At 61.0% G+C, this 13,578-nt stretch carries 18 protein-coding genes; 10 read left to right on the top strand and 8 right to left on the bottom strand.

Annotated features, from left to right (window positions below; genetic code table 11):
- Window positions 1-5: 5 nt before the first annotated feature.
- The 6 genes from LB553_RS05405 to LB553_RS05380 form a co-directional block, all read right to left on the bottom strand.
- Window positions 6-545 (bottom strand): hypothetical protein, encoded by a 540-nt coding sequence (locus LB553_RS05405; protein ID WP_224511339.1) that lies wholly within the window; start codon window positions 543-545, stop codon window positions 6-8.
- 346 nt (window positions 546-891) lie between these two features.
- On the bottom strand, window positions 892-1,086 hold the full coding sequence (locus LB553_RS05400) for a hypothetical protein (protein WP_224511338.1): 195 nt from the start codon (window positions 1,084-1,086) through the stop codon (window positions 892-894).
- Window positions 1,086-1,274, bottom strand: coding sequence for a DNA-binding protein (locus LB553_RS05395; RefSeq protein ID WP_224511336.1), 189 nt, complete (start codon window positions 1,272-1,274; stop codon window positions 1,086-1,088). Before LB553_RS05395 ends, LB553_RS05400 begins: the two co-directional genes overlap by 1 nt.
- Window positions 1,275-1,367: 93 nt before the next feature.
- Entirely contained in the window at window positions 1,368-1,967 is a 600-nt protein-coding gene (locus LB553_RS05390; protein ID WP_224511334.1) for a hypothetical protein, read from the bottom strand.
- Complete coding sequence (locus tag LB553_RS05385) at window positions 1,967-3,340, bottom strand: tyrosine-type recombinase/integrase (RefSeq protein ID WP_224511332.1); 1,374 nt, start codon at window positions 3,338-3,340, stop codon at window positions 1,967-1,969. The genes LB553_RS05390 and LB553_RS05385 overlap by 1 nt, the downstream gene beginning before the upstream one ends.
- Before the next feature lie 196 nt (window positions 3,341-3,536).
- The gene (locus tag LB553_RS05380) at window positions 3,537-3,818 is read right to left on the bottom strand and encodes a hypothetical protein (protein ID WP_224511330.1); all 282 of its coding nucleotides are present in this window, start codon (window positions 3,816-3,818) and stop codon (window positions 3,537-3,539) included.
- Window positions 3,819-4,146: 328 nt separating this feature from the next.
- Between LB553_RS05380 and LB553_RS05375 the strand changes: the two genes are divergently transcribed.
- Window positions 4,147-4,533 carry a hypothetical protein gene (locus LB553_RS05375; RefSeq protein ID WP_224511328.1) on the top strand — a complete coding sequence of 129 codons (387 nt, stop codon included), beginning with the start codon at window positions 4,147-4,149 and terminating at the stop codon, window positions 4,531-4,533.
- A 36-nt stretch (window positions 4,534-4,569) separates the two neighbouring features.
- Here LB553_RS05375 and LB553_RS05370 read toward each other — a convergent pair whose 3' ends face one another.
- Window positions 4,570-4,863, bottom strand: coding sequence for a hypothetical protein (locus tag LB553_RS05370; RefSeq protein ID WP_224511326.1), 294 nt, complete (start codon window positions 4,861-4,863; stop codon window positions 4,570-4,572).
- 294 nt (window positions 4,864-5,157) lie between these two features.
- Here LB553_RS05370 and LB553_RS05365 point away from each other — a divergent pair, with 294 nt between their 5' ends.
- Window positions 5,158-5,844, top strand: a complete 687-nt coding sequence (locus tag LB553_RS05365; RefSeq protein ID WP_224511324.1) for an aspartyl/asparaginyl beta-hydroxylase domain-containing protein — start codon at window positions 5,158-5,160, stop codon at window positions 5,842-5,844.
- A gap of 16 nt (window positions 5,845-5,860) precedes the next feature.
- On the opposite strand, the gene LB553_RS05360 is transcribed toward LB553_RS05365, so the two are convergent.
- Entirely contained in the window at window positions 5,861-6,166 is a 306-nt protein-coding gene (locus tag LB553_RS05360; RefSeq protein ID WP_224511322.1) for a DUF982 domain-containing protein, read from the bottom strand.
- Between the two features lie 411 nt (window positions 6,167-6,577).
- Between LB553_RS05360 and map the strand changes: the two genes are divergently transcribed.
- The 8 genes from map (at window position 6,578) to LB553_RS05320 (ending at window position 13,573) form a co-directional block, all read left to right on the top strand.
- Window positions 6,578-7,405 carry a type I methionyl aminopeptidase gene (gene map / locus LB553_RS05355; RefSeq protein WP_224511320.1) on the top strand — a complete coding sequence of 276 codons (828 nt, stop codon included), beginning with the start codon at window positions 6,578-6,580 and terminating at the stop codon, window positions 7,403-7,405.
- A gap of 132 nt (window positions 7,406-7,537) precedes the next feature.
- Complete coding sequence (gene radC / locus LB553_RS05350) at window positions 7,538-8,299, top strand: RadC family protein (RefSeq protein ID WP_224511318.1); 762 nt, start codon at window positions 7,538-7,540, stop codon at window positions 8,297-8,299.
- A gap of 148 nt (window positions 8,300-8,447) precedes the next feature.
- Window positions 8,448-9,332 (top strand): cytochrome c oxidase subunit II, encoded by an 885-nt coding sequence (locus LB553_RS05345; RefSeq protein ID WP_224511316.1) that lies wholly within the window; start codon window positions 8,448-8,450, stop codon window positions 9,330-9,332.
- A gap of 21 nt (window positions 9,333-9,353) precedes the next feature.
- The gene (ctaD, locus tag LB553_RS05340) at window positions 9,354-11,123 is read left to right on the top strand and encodes a cytochrome c oxidase subunit I (protein WP_224511314.1); all 1,770 of its coding nucleotides are present in this window, start codon (window positions 9,354-9,356) and stop codon (window positions 11,121-11,123) included.
- Complete coding sequence (locus LB553_RS05335; protein ID WP_224511312.1) at window positions 11,120-11,824, top strand: cytochrome c oxidase subunit 3; 705 nt, start codon at window positions 11,120-11,122, stop codon at window positions 11,822-11,824. Before ctaD ends, LB553_RS05335 begins: the two co-directional genes overlap by 4 nt.
- A 10-nt stretch (window positions 11,825-11,834) precedes the next feature.
- The gene (locus LB553_RS05330; RefSeq protein ID WP_224511310.1) at window positions 11,835-12,554 is read left to right on the top strand and encodes a heme-copper oxidase subunit III family protein; all 720 of its coding nucleotides are present in this window, start codon (window positions 11,835-11,837) and stop codon (window positions 12,552-12,554) included.
- A gap of 27 nt (window positions 12,555-12,581) precedes the next feature.
- Complete coding sequence (locus tag LB553_RS05325) at window positions 12,582-12,971, top strand: cytochrome C oxidase subunit IV family protein (protein WP_224511308.1); 390 nt, start codon at window positions 12,582-12,584, stop codon at window positions 12,969-12,971.
- Between the two features lie 128 nt (window positions 12,972-13,099).
- On the top strand, window positions 13,100-13,573 hold the full coding sequence (locus LB553_RS05320; protein ID WP_224511306.1) for an aminoacyl-tRNA deacylase: 474 nt from the start codon (window positions 13,100-13,102) through the stop codon (window positions 13,571-13,573).
- The last annotated feature ends 5 nt before the right edge of the window (window positions 13,574-13,578 follow it).

Genomic DNA, 13,578 nt, shown 5'->3' with positions numbered 1-13,578 from the left:
ATGGGCTATCTCACGTTCCGGTAGATGTGGGCGTCCGGGTCACCCTTGCGCAGGTAGCTGGTGCTGGTGAGCCGGCTTTCGCTGTTGGCTACGGACGGCCTATTGGCGGCTCTCTCAGCTTCGCCAGCCTCATAGGCCGCCTGTCCAAGCTCGGTCTCGGCAAAGTCCGCGCTCACCTTCTCGCGGAGCATCTCGCTCTCGATCTTGTCGATCTGGCTCTGGACGGCCTTCGCGTATTTCCAGGAACCCTTGGAGTTATGCTTGAACCAGCGAGTGACATAGATCTCGTTGGTCTCGGGATCGGTGATGATGAGCCCGGCGCCTTCCAGGTCGCCAAGACAGGTGAGATATTTCGGCTCAGGCCAGTTCGGGCCGAGGTCGGCACAGGCATAGCCCGGCCGAATCTGAGAGCAGCCGCAACTGCTCTGGTGGGGACTGGTGAGCAGATAGAAGAACAGCGCGCGCTGGCTATCATCGAGGGCTAGGAAACGCCTGGAGCTGTGGAGCCCAGGCGCGACCATGGTGAAATTGCGGGTGTTGCTCATTCTACCGCCTCGCATCGCAAGCGGCGGTGTTCTGCCTGGTGATGCCTTCTGCAAAGCCAGGTCCCGCGAAGGGGCTGGTCATAAAAGCGCGGGTCGTGATGAAAGTCGGTTTTGGGCGAGCCGCAGACCGCGCAACATTCCCTAACCAAAATGCCCTTCCTGATGGCGCTAGTCGTGGCCAAATGAGCCCAACGAGCCAGCCGATTTGCGTTCTGCCACCGCTTCTGCGGGGTCAGACCGTCTTGAGCTTTTCGCCCTTTTTGTTTAAGCTGTGCTGGTTCAACTACTTCGATTTTGAAAGCCGGTTCCGTTCGCAGCGGGCCGGCTTTTTCGTTCGTGATCTCCATCAGGTCGCCCTCGCCAATTCGAGCGAATGAAGGCGAAGCGCTTCGCACGCCTGCTTTGTATTCAAGCCGAGCCTTTTCAAAGCTGGCACGCTTGGGCCGCGAAGATGGCGGGGTGTTTCTTTCAGAAAGATCAGCCCGCGCTCGACGGCGGCGGAATCGCAGGACGAATGGTCGTCGGTGAAGGTCGCGGTCATTATGCGGCCTCCTTCACCGGAAGAGATTTCAGGAAATTGGACAGCTCGTCATTGAGGATGATGGTTCGCCTGCCGGCCTTCCTCGCCGTCAACTTGCCGAGCTTGATTGCTTCGAAAATCTTGGTGCGGCCTATGCCGGAGCGGTCAACCGCCTCGTCAATTGTGAGGCCTAGCTTGCCGTCGTTCATTTTTGAGTGCTCCATGAATTTGCGCGAATGCGCGGCTGTTCACGGAGCCAAATTTGGATTGTTTTACTTGGGACAGTGGCGGGACTGTCCCAATTAATTCAAAAGGCCCTGGTCTCGCTTTTTACGGGCTCGGCCAATCGATTTCTGAGAGACGCCGCAAATCGTTGCCGCCTCCCGTTCCGCTTCGCCTATCGTCTTTTTCTGAGCACCTGTCGTCTTTTTCTTGGCGGCAAATGCTTGGTCAAACGCGGCGCATTGTTCGCGCCACTTCTTTATCTTTTCATCTTCCGTACCGTGCACCGAAGTGTGTCCATCTTTTGCCGCCTGGAGCGTGCCAAGGCCACGCTCATAGTGAGGTGCCGAAAATGAGTTCACCACTGGCAGGTTGCTGGCTATCAAGTTCTTCACCACTTCGACCGGCCATTCGATGTCGTGAATAACCTGCGCCGTACCTTCGATATCACCGCTTGCCAAATGCCAGCGCGCGATCTGCAAGCGATCTGAAATCCTATTCTGAGAAACCGCGTCTTCTATATACTGACGCCACAGGGGGTCGTCGGCACGGCCACCAGCGTCGAGCTTCGAAAGAAGTTCTGCGACGGCGTGGGAGGGCAGGATAGAAGGCTGTTTCAGCCGCTCTTCCCAGTCGCTGATCTTAGCGTCGAGTTGATGTCGAATGAAATCGGAAGCCATTACCGGCGCCCCAATTCGACAACGTTCGATTCCAGAGGCACCAACGGCACCACGGCCGCCGCAGCCAGGTCTTCAAGGCCGTCCGCGATCCAGCGGCCATAGTGCCGTTCGATCATGGGCACAGAGGTATCATGCAGTGCGGCGACAAGCCTTATAGGTAGGTTGGCCCGGATGCCCCGGACAATCGAACTGTGGCGCAAGCTATAGGGGATCGCCGCCGGCAGCTTCGCCCGCTCCCGGATTTCCTGCCATGGCCGCTGCAGCTCACTGGCAAACTGCCATGAGCCGCGACCGGCGCGTTCCCATCCGATCGAGCCCGCGACCTGTTTGCTGCGCCACCGCTCCAGAAGGATTTCCTCGTTGCCCCTGCCCGTCGTCGCTGGCAGCAGCGCGTCCAGAACGTCTTTGCCTACCGGATGTGGCGTGCTGGCGATCTTGCCGCCCCTGCCCTTGCGAGAGCTTGGAATCATAAGGCGCCCTTGCGCCCGCTGCACGTCGCCAACCTTCATGCGAGCTACCTGTGAGAACCGCGCCCCGGTGGCGGCGAGCACCACAACGAGCCGGAACAGATCGCCGTCCCAGTTCCCCTCCGTGTCTATCTCACGGGCGGCGGCAAGCAGCTTGCCGACTTGTGCGGCGGATAGGATCTGATTGTCACGAGCGAGCGGCGCAGCCTCGTCGGTGTCCATCTTCTCGGCCTTCAGCCCGTGCTTGATGATTGCGGGCAGTGTTGGGTCAAGTCTTTCCCGATGCACAGCATAGGCGCCATTCAGAGATGCTTTGAGATCGTTGATAAGCCGCTGCTCTGTCGTGGCCTTCAACTCCTCCGGAAGCGCCTTGCGCCATTCCAAAAGGTCACTCTCTTTCAGAGCATGTAAGCCCACTTCGGCGAGCTTGGCCGCTGGCACCGCTTCCTGCTTGCCGCGCTTCTCCTGCCCAAGCACGTACCGGCGCAACCGCTGGCTGGCATCGGAACGCACCTCCCTGCCCTTCCGGCGGCTGTCTCGGGCGTCACGTTCGGCAACGTAGGTTTCGACGGCGAGCCTAACAGTCAGCACCGGGCCAGCGGCAGCGGCTTTCGCTTCCTGCCTGGCCTTGGCAACGATCTGCCGGGCTTGGGTCTCAGCCTGGGAGAAAGTCAGCAAGCCGTCCGTGGGCTTGTCGTTTACATCGTTGGCGGGACCGACTGGGGCCTGGAGGTAATTGGCCCCTGCCCCGTGGTTGCGCCAGCGGGTGAACCAGACGCCACCACGCTTGCCGCGCCGATACCAGATCGCGGCGTCGGCATCGAGCCGGCGAGCATACTCTCCGGTTGGGAGTTTGTTGCGCGCGCTTGCCGTCGTGATCGGGGCTTCCTTGAGCGTCTTGGCCACGGTGTTTCCGCCTTGGTGTTTTGAAAACACGTCGAATATACGTCGAATATCCTTCCTTGTACATGGGTGAACGCTTGCGCACGAAAAGCGTAGAAAATAAGCACTTCTGCGAATATCGGCGAACGGGAAAGGGTCGAAAGGTCAGCCCTTTCACGGCGGTAACAGGGGTTCGATTCCCCTTGGGCGTACCAGTCTTTCAAGCACTTAGCTCGCTTCTTGCCAAACCTGTCCATTTCTGGCCAATAGATTTCCGAACCGACGCCAAGGAACTGATCGCGGGGGCGACAGTGACAAAGACCGGTCCGTCAAAATTGATCGCCGAGTTGATCCGGTAGGCATGCTCCCCCCATATTTTAGCAAAATCTGAAACAAAGCGATTTCGCCCGCGTTGAAAGCTCCACAAAGGAACTTTGGCGATGGACCAGGCAACTGCGGCAGTGATGGTTTTGCTTTCGTGCAGCCCAGGCGATGCGTCCATCTGCAAACCGTTGAAGACGGCGCCTCGGGTGTTCGCCTCCCTCAACGAATGCCGTACCTCGTTGGCAGCTGAACTCGCGGGCGCTCCCAACGGAAGAATGATCGGGCGGTGCCAGGTCGTCGATTTGGTTGTTACAGGCTCCCTGCCTGCCGGCTATACGACAGTTACGGTTACGCACGGCGGCAGCTCCGTCAGGTATATTGTTCCGCACAAAGAATAGCCCGCCGCCAGCGCCAGCGAGCCCTCGACTGTCCAAAGACAACTTATCAGCAGTTCAGCTGCCTCCTCCGCGAAAGTTGCCCACCCGCACCGGGACGAAACCCGTAACGTGATCGATATCACCGCAGTAGAGGTCGCCGTGAGGGCTCCTTTGCTTGGCCAAGACATTGGCGGCCACCTTCAAATCGGTGCTCAACGACTTTGCCATTTCGGTGTAGAGTTCTGCCTCCTCATGGAGGCGCGGATGAACCTGCTTCGGACAGCTCTCTTATGCGCGGTCGCGACCGCCCTGGCCGCTCTGCAGCCCGCCCTCGCCGAGGATCAGCCCGCCCAGTCAAACGGCGGCGCAGCGCAACAGCAGCCGCCCGTTCACTGTGAGGGACAGAATTGCCTGCCGCCGAAGGACGATCCCGCCCTGGAGTGCAAGGGGCAGGATTGCACGCCGGCTCCAGCGACCGACCAGCCGGCGGGCCCGGAGATCAAGAAGGTCAAGTGACAGGCAGCGGATGCGTTGCGGCGCGGCAAGCGCCGATCAATCCGGAACCATTGGCGCCGGCTCCTCGCACCGATAAACCATGCACCGGCCATCGCTGGCCGGGACATAGTCGACCATCGGCACGTAAGGAGCATCGCACTCGTTGCCGAATTGGCGGACATAACGATCATAGGTGCTCGGTCCGGTGCTCAGCACCGTCGCATGTTGGCTCTCGATCAGCGCCTGGGTCTGCGCGCACGTCATCTTGCGCGTGTCGGGCCGAGCGTCGGCGAAATGTGTGGCAGCAACGGCCATCGCCGCCGCGCAGAACGCAATCTTGCCTATGCGCATGGTGTCATCCTGGCAAACATCGGATCGGCAAATTCGCATCCGGCGACGCCGTTCCGCAACGCTCGCGCTATCACGATGCAGCGAGCGAGGCCATCATCGGTACACTAAGACATCCATGACGAGTCGAGGGCAATCGCCGCCCAGTGCCGCGCCGGACATCGAAGGGCAGTGAGACGAACACCCATTGGACTGGGCGCACTATGTCTATCCGCCTGTTGACGACCGGTACAAATCTCCGTGAGCGATGGCCGCAAGCAATATCCCACTATATAACAGCGTCGTTGAGGTAATGAGATGCCAGGCGCCTACGATCTCGGAACCAATCTGGTCCGCCGTATCTATGAAAAGCGCATAGATGCACCGGCCATTCTTGACGCCGGCACACATTTTCCCAACGCCGCGAAGTTCACCGCCGCCTGGCAAGATATCCGCGACGAGGCGCTGGCGGCGAAGCTGAACAAGGCGCCGCGCTTCCACGACATCATGCCGGAGCAGGTCGATATCTCGGCCAATGACGGTCTCGACTGGCGCATGTTCGTGCTCAAGGCCTATGACATGACCATCCCGGAGAACCTCGCGCGCATGCCGGTGCTGAGCCGGCTGCTTTCGGAGTGCCCCGAGGTCAAATCGGCGGCCGTCTCGTTCCTCGCCCCGCGCAAGCACATCCCGCCGCACCGCGGACCCTTTCGCGGCATCATGCGGTTCCATCTCGGCCTGGTCATCCCCAAACAGCCGGACGGCCGTCCGGCAACGATCATGATGATCAATCACGAGGAAAGGCGCATCGCCGACGGCGAATGCATGCTTTGGGACGACACATTCGAGCACGAGGTCATGAACAACTCGCATCAACCCCGCGTCGCTCTCCTGCTCGACGTGTGGCGTCCGCAAATGCCGCTGGATATGGAAATCCTGTCGCGCGTGATCGTGCGCGGCGTGCAGGTGGGAATGCGCTATCGGGGCGTGTCGTTCGGCGGCTGAAAACTGCGATCGCGCTTTAAGCGCGCGTCTCGCGATACGTTCCTGCCCCGCTGCCACGCTTGCCAGGGAACATCGCGTCCTTCGCCAGCAATCCGCTGACGCGGCAGAAGGCTGCGAACGCGCGGCAGGCTTCCTCGGTGCTGGCCACGTCAACCGTTGCCCCGAAACAGGCATTGAACGCGGCTTCGTAGATCTTGCCCTGCCGGCGCTTCGGCCAATCCTGCAGGAAATCGAGCGCCTGCTCGACGCTGTAGATTTCCTCGACCGGCAGGCCAGGCGCGGGCGTGATGCGCACCGGCACCTCGAATTGCAGTCTGTCCATTCCCTGTCTCCCCAAACTGGCGTAGCCGGAGCAACGCCGTTCGTTCTGAAAAGTTGCTTTTGGTGGCTTCTGACTCGCAAATGTGACCTCAGTTCGATGAAGAATCGGCTCGCCGGTGCGGCAGATCGGCCCCTTGCCGCTGCTGGTTGGCGGGTCCGTCCCCGCGTCATAGGCCAAGCGGATACCAACATCAGCAGATAGGCGGACGGCAGCGCGAAGATGGCGGCGAGCACGACCGCCGCTGTTCCTTCTCCGAACATCAGGACCGACCGAACGCATGGAATGGCCGGAGGATAGCCGCCACGGAGGCCGCAATCGCACTTCGTCCTTGAACCTTGCGGCTTCCGGTGCCAAATCTGAGGCAAATTTTCGCATTCGGCTCCTGGGAGCCCACCCGGCAAACGGACAAGAATGGTTACCTATCTCGACGCCTCCACCGCGCCCCTTCGAAACACCGGCCAGATCCGCCTTTACGGCGAGGAAGGCTTTGCCGGCATGCGTAAGGCTTGCGATCTCACCGCGCGCTGCCTCGACGAGCTTGTCCCGATGGTGAAGCCCGGCGTAACGACGGAAGCGATCGACCGCTTCGTCTTCGAATTCGGCATGGACCACGGCGCGCTGCCGGCGACGCTCAATTATCGCGGCTACACCAAATCGTCCTGCACCTCGATCAACCACGTCGTCTGCCATGGCATTCCCGACAACAAGCCGCTGAAGGAAGGCGACATCGTCAACATTGACGTCACCTATATCCTCGACGGCTGGCATGGCGATTCCTCGCGCATGTATCCGGTGGGCACGATCAAGCGCGCCGCCGAGCGCCTGCTTGAGGTGACTTACGAGTGCCTGATGCGCGGCATCGCCGCGATCAAGCCCGGGGCCCGCACCGGCGCCATCGGCGCCGCGATCCAGACCTATGCCGAGGCCGAGCGCTGCTCGGTGGTGCGCGACTTCTGCGGCCACGGCGTCGGCCAGCTTTTCCACGACGCGCCGAACATCCTGCATTACGGCACCGTCAATGAAGGCGTCGAGATGCGGCCTGGCATGATCTTCACCGTCGAGCCGATGATCAATCTCGGCAGGCCGCATGTGAAAGTGCTGTCGGACGGCTGGACGGCGGTCACGCGCGACCGCTCGCTGTCGGCGCAGTACGAGCACACGGTCGGCGTCACCGACACCGGCTGCGAGATCTTCACGCTGTCGCCGAAAAAGCTCGACCGCCCTGGCCTGCCGGGGTAGAGCGGCCCATCGTTTCCTGGAAACGATGGTCGCTCCACGCTCTTGTTTAACGCAATTCCGAACGGAAACCGCTTCACACTTTTCCTGGAATTGCTTTAGGTTCAACCAAAGCCTGAGGGGGAGCGGGCGAGTATGGGCAAAGTCGAGGACGAGCGGGCGTTCTTTTCCGAAGGCTGGGTCGAGCCGCCAAAGGCGGCACTGAAAAAGACCGCGGCAGCAGAAAAGCCCCATTATCACGGCCATCGCGACCGCCTGCGCGAACGCTTTGCCGCCGGCGGCCCGGACGCCCTGCCCGACTATGAACTGCTCGAGTTGCTTCTGTTCCGGCTGATCCCGCGCGTCGACACCAAGCCCATCGCCAAGGCGCTCATCGCCCGCTTCGGCTCGCTGGCGGAAGTGCTCGGCGCGCCGGCATCGCTGCTTGAAGAAGTCAAAGGCATCGGGCCGAATGTCGCGACCGACCTGAAGGTCGTCGCCGCGACGGCGCAGCGGATGGCGCGCGGCGAGGTGCGCGGCCGCGAAGTCCTATCCAACTGGACACAACTGCTCGACTATTGCCGTTCGGCCATGGCCTTCGAGGCCCGCGAGCAGTTCCGCATCCTGTTCCTCGACAAGAAGAACGGGCTGATCGCCGACGAGGTGCAGCAGACCGGCACCGTCGACCACACGCCAGTCTATCCGCGCGAGGTGGTGAAGCGCGCGCTCGAACTCTCAGCCAGCGCCGTCATTCTGGTGCATAACCACCCTTCCGGGGACCCGACGCCGTCCCGCGCGGACATCGAGATGACCAAGCAGATCATCGATACCGCCAAGCCACTCGGCATTGCCGTGCACGACCACATCATCATCGGCCGCAAGGGCAATGCCTCGATGAAGGGCCTGCTGCTGATTTGAGGCGTTTGCCCGGCATTTCGAGCTTGCCGGGACATCGTCTCCTCATCAGATAGTCGGCTCTGGAATTTCAGCAGGAAATCAAGCATGATGGGACTTGGTATTTTCCTAGGATGCTTCGCGCACCGGTGAAATACCGGGAGGACGGGACATGGCCATTGTGCTTGTACTCGTTTTGATCGTTGTGGGCTCGGTGCTGTTCCACCTCCTGAGCCCATGGTGGTGGACGCCGATCGCCTCGAACTGGGACTATATCGACAACACCATCATCATCAGCTTTTGGATCACCGGCATCGTCTTTGCCGCTGTCGTGCTCTTTATGGCTTATTGCGTCTTCCGCTTCCGGCATCGGGAAGGCAATCGCGCGGCATATGAACCGGAGAACAAGCGACTCGAATCGTGGCTGATGATCGCAACGGCGGCCGGTGTCACCGCCTTGCTGGTTCCCGGCCTCTTCGTCTGGAGCCGCTTCGTCAACGTTCCCAGCGATGCCGCCGATATCGAGGTTATCGGCCAGCAATGGCAATGGAGCTTCCGCCTGCCCGGCAAGGACGGCAAGCTCGGCACCTCCGACACCCGCATCGTCTCGGCTGAAAACCCGCTCGGCATCATACCCGGCGACCCGAACGGCCAGGATGATATCGTGGTCGAGGCGGCGGACCTGCACCTGCCGGTCGGCAAGCCGGTCAAGGTGCTGTTGCGCTCGATCGACGTGCTGCACGATTTCTACATCCCGGAATTCCGCGCCAAGATGGATATGATCCCGGGATCGGTCACGTATTTCTGGTTCACGCCAACGCGGACCGGAAACTTCCAGGTTCTGTGCGCCGAGCTGTGCGGCCAGGGACATCCGCTGATGCATGGCGTGGTGATGGTCGACACCGAGCAGGACTACCTGGCGTGGCTTGGCCAGCAACAGACCTTTGCGCAATTGTCCGCGCCCAAGCAAACGGGCTCGGCGAACCAACCGTCGGAAAAGACGATGGCGTCCAGCTTGGACGTCGCGGCAAAACTCGAAAAACTCGAGGCCCGCTGAACAGGGCACGGAGGTGCTCCCATGGTCGACGTCACACCCGCAGATGCCGTTCCACCCGCCGAAGTCGCGGAGATGGAGCTCTACCATCCGCACAGCTGGTGGACGAAATACGTCTTCTCACAGGACGCCAAGGTCATAGCAGTCCAGTATTCGGCGACGGCGACGGCTATCGGCCTCGTCGCGCTGATGCTGTCCTGGCTGATGCGCCTGCAGCTCGGCTTCCCCGGCACGTTCGATTTCATCACGCCGGAGGCCTACTATCAGTTCATCACCATGCACGGCATGATCATGGTGATCTATTTGCTCACCGCGCTCTTCCTTGGCGGCTTCGGCAATTACCTCATTCCGCTGATGGTCGGCGCCCGCGACATGGTCTTTCCCTATGTCAACATGCTGAGCTATTGGGTCTATCTGCTCGCCGTGCTGGTCCTGGTGTCGAGCTTCTTTGCGCCGGGCGGGCCGACGGGCGCGGGCTGGACGCTTTACCCGCCGCAGGCGATCACGAGCGGCACGCCGGGTGGCCAGGACTGGGGCATCATCCTGATGCTCTCTTCGCTCATCCTGTTCATCATCGGCTTTACCATGGGTGGCCTGAACTATGTGGTGACGGTGCTGCAAGGCCGCACGCGCGGCATGACCTTGATGCGCCTGCCGCTCACCGTCTGGGGCATCTTCACCGCCACGGTCATGGCGCTTCTGGCCTTCCCGGCACTGTTCGTTGCTTGTGTGATGATGCTGCTCGACCGTCTGCTGGGCACTTCCTTCTTCATGCCGGCAATCGTCGAGATGGGCGAGCAACTGCAGCACAATGGCGGCAGCCCGATCCTGTTCCAGCATCTGTTCTGGTTCTTCGGCCACCCGGAAGTCTACATCGTGGCGCTGCCGGCCTTCGGCATCGTGTCCGATCTGATCAGCACACATGCGCGCAAGAACATCTTCGGCTATCGCATGATGGTCTGGGCCATCATCGCCATCGGCGCGCTGAGCTTCGTGGTCTGGGCGCACCACATGTATGTCAGCGGCATGAATCCGTATTTCGGCTTCTTCTTTGCCACCACGACGTTGATCATTGCGGTGCCGACCGCGATCAAGGTCTATAATTGGGTTCTGACGTTGTGGCGCGGCGACATCCACCTCACCATACCGATGCTGTTCGCGCTCGCTTTCATCGTCACCTTCGTCAATGGCGGCCTGACGGGCTTGTTCCTCGGCAACGTCGTCGTCGACGTGCCGCTGTCGGACACGATGTTCGTCGTCGCACATTTCCACATGGTCATGGGCGTCGCGCCGATCCTGGTGATCTTCGGCGCGATCTACCACTGGTATCCGAAGGTCACCGGACGGATGCTCAACGAGACACTCGGCCGCTTCCATTTCTGGGTAACCTTCCTCGGCGCTTATCTGATCTTCTTCCCCATGCACTATCTCGGCCTGATGGGCGTTCCGCGGCGTTACGCCGAACTGACCGACATGAATATCATGACGGAATCGGCCCACCATCTGAACTCGTTCATCAGCATCATGGCCTTCATCGTCGGCTTCGCCCAGATGGTGTTCCTGTTCAACCTGATCTGGAGCATCCGCCATGGCCGCGAGGCCGGCGGCAATCCGTGGCGGGCAACGACGCTCGAATGGCAAACGCCTGAGACGCCGCCGGCACACGGCAATTTCGGCAAGGACCTGCCGATCGTCTATCGGTGGGCTTACGACTACAGCGTGCCGGGCGCCAAGGAAGACTTCATCCCGCAGAACGTGCCGGGCACCTTCGGCCCCTCCAGGGAGCCGGCATGAGCGTCATCCTGGTCTTCCTGTTGGTGATCGCCGGCTTTGCCGGTTGGTGGCTTTCGCACCAGCGGTTGACAGCCAAGCCGTGGCTGGAGCAAGGCGTGGCGGGGGACTTCGTCGGCTTCGACCGGTCGTCCCTGCCCACCGCCAAGATCGGCCTCGGCGTCTTCCTCGCCGTCGTCGGCTGCCTGTTCTCGCTGTTCACCAGCGCCTATTTCATGCGCATGGGCCTGTCGGACTGGCAACCTCTGCCATTGCCGCGCCTGCTTTGGCTCAACACGGGGGTGCTGGCGCTGAGCAGTGTCGCGCTGCAATGTGCCGTGGTCGCCGCGCGCAGAGGCCAGGTGGACACGGTAAGGCTCGGTCTTGCAACGGCGGGATTGACCGCCCTCGCCTTCCTCGCCGGCCAGTTGATTGCTTGGCGGCAGCTGACGGAGGACGGCTACCTGCTGGCCTCCAACCCGGCCAACAGCTTTTTCTATCTGATCACGGCGATGCATGGCCTGCACATACTGGGCGGGCTGGTCGGCCTTGGCAGGACGAGCGCCGGCGCCTGGAACGGAACGCAGCGGGAGCGGCTGCGCCTCAGCGTCGAGCTCTGCGCCATGTATTGGCATTTCCTGCTTTTTGTCTGGCTGTGCATCTTCGCCGTCCTGGCCGGTTGGGCGGCGACGTTCGTGAGCATTTGCCAAAGGCTGCTGACCTAGGAGACTGGCGATGGCCGAGACCACATTGACGCATACCAGCCAGTTGGATCGTCCCCCCGGCTGGCGCGGGATCGCTGCCGACTGGGCCTCGGATCAGCGCGCGTTCAAGAACGTGTCCTGGGGCAAGGCCATGATGTGGATCTTCCTGCTTAGCGACACCTTCATTTTCGGTTGCTTCCTGCTTTCCTATATGACGGCGCGGATCTCCACGCGCGTGCCGTGGCCGAATCCAAGCGAGGTCTTCGCCTTGCGCATCGGCGGCTCGGAGATCCCGCTGATCCTGATCGCCATCATGACATTCGTTCTCATCTCGAGCAGCGGAACCATGGCCATGGCGGTCAATTTCGGCTATCGCCGCGATCGTCGCAAAACCGCGATCCTGATGCTTTTGACCGCCGCGCTCGGCGCGACCTTCGTCGGCATGCAGGCCTTCGAATGGACCAAGCTGATCACCGAAGGGGTCCGGCCCTGGGGCAACCCCTGGGGAGCCGCGCAATTCGGCTCATGCTTCTTCATGATCACCGGCTTCCACGGCACACACGTCACGATTGGGGTCATCTTCCTGATCATCGTGGCGCGAAAAGTCTGGCGCGGCGATTTCGACGTCGGACGGCCCGGTTTTTTCACCAGCCGCCGCGGCCGCTACGAGAATGTCGAGATCATGGGACTCTACTGGCACTTCGTCGACCTGGTCTGGGTGTTCATTTTCGCCTTCTTCTATCTTTGGTGAGAAGGCAGGCTTTGTTGAGAGGCAGAGATGGCTGAAGCAACCGCAAACGGTCTCGGACAACACGCGCTGCATCCCCATGACGCAGCGAGCGTCGCCAAGGCGGAGACGCATCAGGAGCACCCGATCAAGCTTTATCTGGTGGTCTGGGCGTGGCTGTTCATTCTCAGCACCTGCTCCTATCTGGTCGACTATTTCGGCCTGCACGGCTACCTCAGGTGGTCGCTGATCCTGATCTTCATGATGCTCAAGGCAGGACTGATCGTCGCCGTCTTCATGCACATGGCCTGGGAGCGGCTGGCGATGATGTATGCAATCATCCTGCCGCCGATATTGGTGCTCGTTTTCGTGACGATGATGGTCCTCGAGGCCGACTATACGCTGCTGACCCGTATCGCGTTTTTCGGGCCTGGCCCCTGACACCCGATAAGGGTCCAGCCGCAGCATGAGCAGCCGGGGAAGGCCGGCTCCGATGCCTTGAACAACAGGCCGCCGGCCCATTTTTGGTTTGGCGTACACGCCGTGAACTCAAGCAAAGGACGCGGACAATGACGATAGCAAACAGACTGAGAGACTTTATTGACGGCAAGGGCATCCGCTACGATACCGTCGGGCATCATCGAACTGCCACGAGCAGGCAGGCCGCCATTGCCGCGCATGTGCCCGGCAGCATCATGGCGAAATCCGTGGTCGTGCATCACGAACTCGGTTATGCACTGGCCGTGGTCCCAAGCACCCACAGGATCGAACTCGGCAAGCTGCAGGACGTCATGGACAAACGCCTCGGCCTCGCTTCCGAAGACGAAGTGGTGTCGCTCTTTGACGATTGCGATATCGGCGCCATACCGCCGATCGGCGCGGCTTATGATGTGCCGGTCATTCTGGACGAAAGCCTGCGCGATGCCGCCGATATCTATTTCGAGGGCGGCGACCACAAGACGCTTGTGCATGTCAGCGGCAACGATTTCCGCAGCCTGACAACGGACGCGCGCCAGGCGCGGTTCAGCTATCCGGCCTTCTGACGCAC

Origin of the sequence: Mesorhizobium sp. CA8 (assembly GCF_020164955.1) — a bacterium.
Classification (GTDB): Bacteria; Pseudomonadota; Alphaproteobacteria; order Rhizobiales; family Rhizobiaceae; genus Mesorhizobium.
The sequence above is the reverse complement of the archived record's forward strand: the minus strand, read 5'-3'. Positions and strand labels throughout refer to the sequence as shown.

Coding starts and splice junctions, on each gene's coding strand:
- LB553_RS05365 (WP_224511324.1), top strand. CDS start 5,158: ATGCCAGGCGCCTACGATCTCGGAACCAATCTGGTCCGCCGTATCTAT.
- LB553_RS05395 (WP_224511336.1), bottom strand. CDS start 1,274: ATGAACGACGGCAAGCTAGGCCTCACAATTGACGAGGCGGTTGACCGC.
- LB553_RS05325 (WP_224511308.1), top strand. CDS start 12,582: ATGGCTGAAGCAACCGCAAACGGTCTCGGACAACACGCGCTGCATCCC.
- LB553_RS05360 (WP_224511322.1), bottom strand. CDS start 6,166: ATGGACAGACTGCAATTCGAGGTGCCGGTGCGCATCACGCCCGCGCCT.
- ctaD (WP_224511314.1), top strand. CDS start 9,354: ATGGTCGACGTCACACCCGCAGATGCCGTTCCACCCGCCGAAGTCGCG.
- LB553_RS05320 (WP_224511306.1), top strand. CDS start 13,100: ATGACGATAGCAAACAGACTGAGAGACTTTATTGACGGCAAGGGCATC.
- map (WP_224511320.1), top strand. CDS start 6,578: ATGGTTACCTATCTCGACGCCTCCACCGCGCCCCTTCGAAACACCGGC.
- radC (WP_224511318.1), top strand. CDS start 7,538: ATGGGCAAAGTCGAGGACGAGCGGGCGTTCTTTTCCGAAGGCTGGGTC.
- LB553_RS05335 (WP_224511312.1), top strand. CDS start 11,120: ATGAGCGTCATCCTGGTCTTCCTGTTGGTGATCGCCGGCTTTGCCGGT.
- LB553_RS05345 (WP_224511316.1), top strand. CDS start 8,448: ATGGCCATTGTGCTTGTACTCGTTTTGATCGTTGTGGGCTCGGTGCTG.
- LB553_RS05380 (WP_224511330.1), bottom strand. CDS start 3,818: ATGGACGCATCGCCTGGGCTGCACGAAAGCAAAACCATCACTGCCGCA.
- LB553_RS05405 (WP_224511339.1), bottom strand. CDS start 545: ATGAGCAACACCCGCAATTTCACCATGGTCGCGCCTGGGCTCCACAGC.
- LB553_RS05390 (WP_224511334.1), bottom strand. CDS start 1,967: ATGGCTTCCGATTTCATTCGACATCAACTCGACGCTAAGATCAGCGAC.
- LB553_RS05400 (WP_224511338.1), bottom strand. CDS start 1,086: ATGACCGCGACCTTCACCGACGACCATTCGTCCTGCGATTCCGCCGCC.
- LB553_RS05370 (WP_224511326.1), bottom strand. CDS start 4,863: ATGCGCATAGGCAAGATTGCGTTCTGCGCGGCGGCGATGGCCGTTGCT.
- LB553_RS05330 (WP_224511310.1), top strand. CDS start 11,835: ATGGCCGAGACCACATTGACGCATACCAGCCAGTTGGATCGTCCCCCC.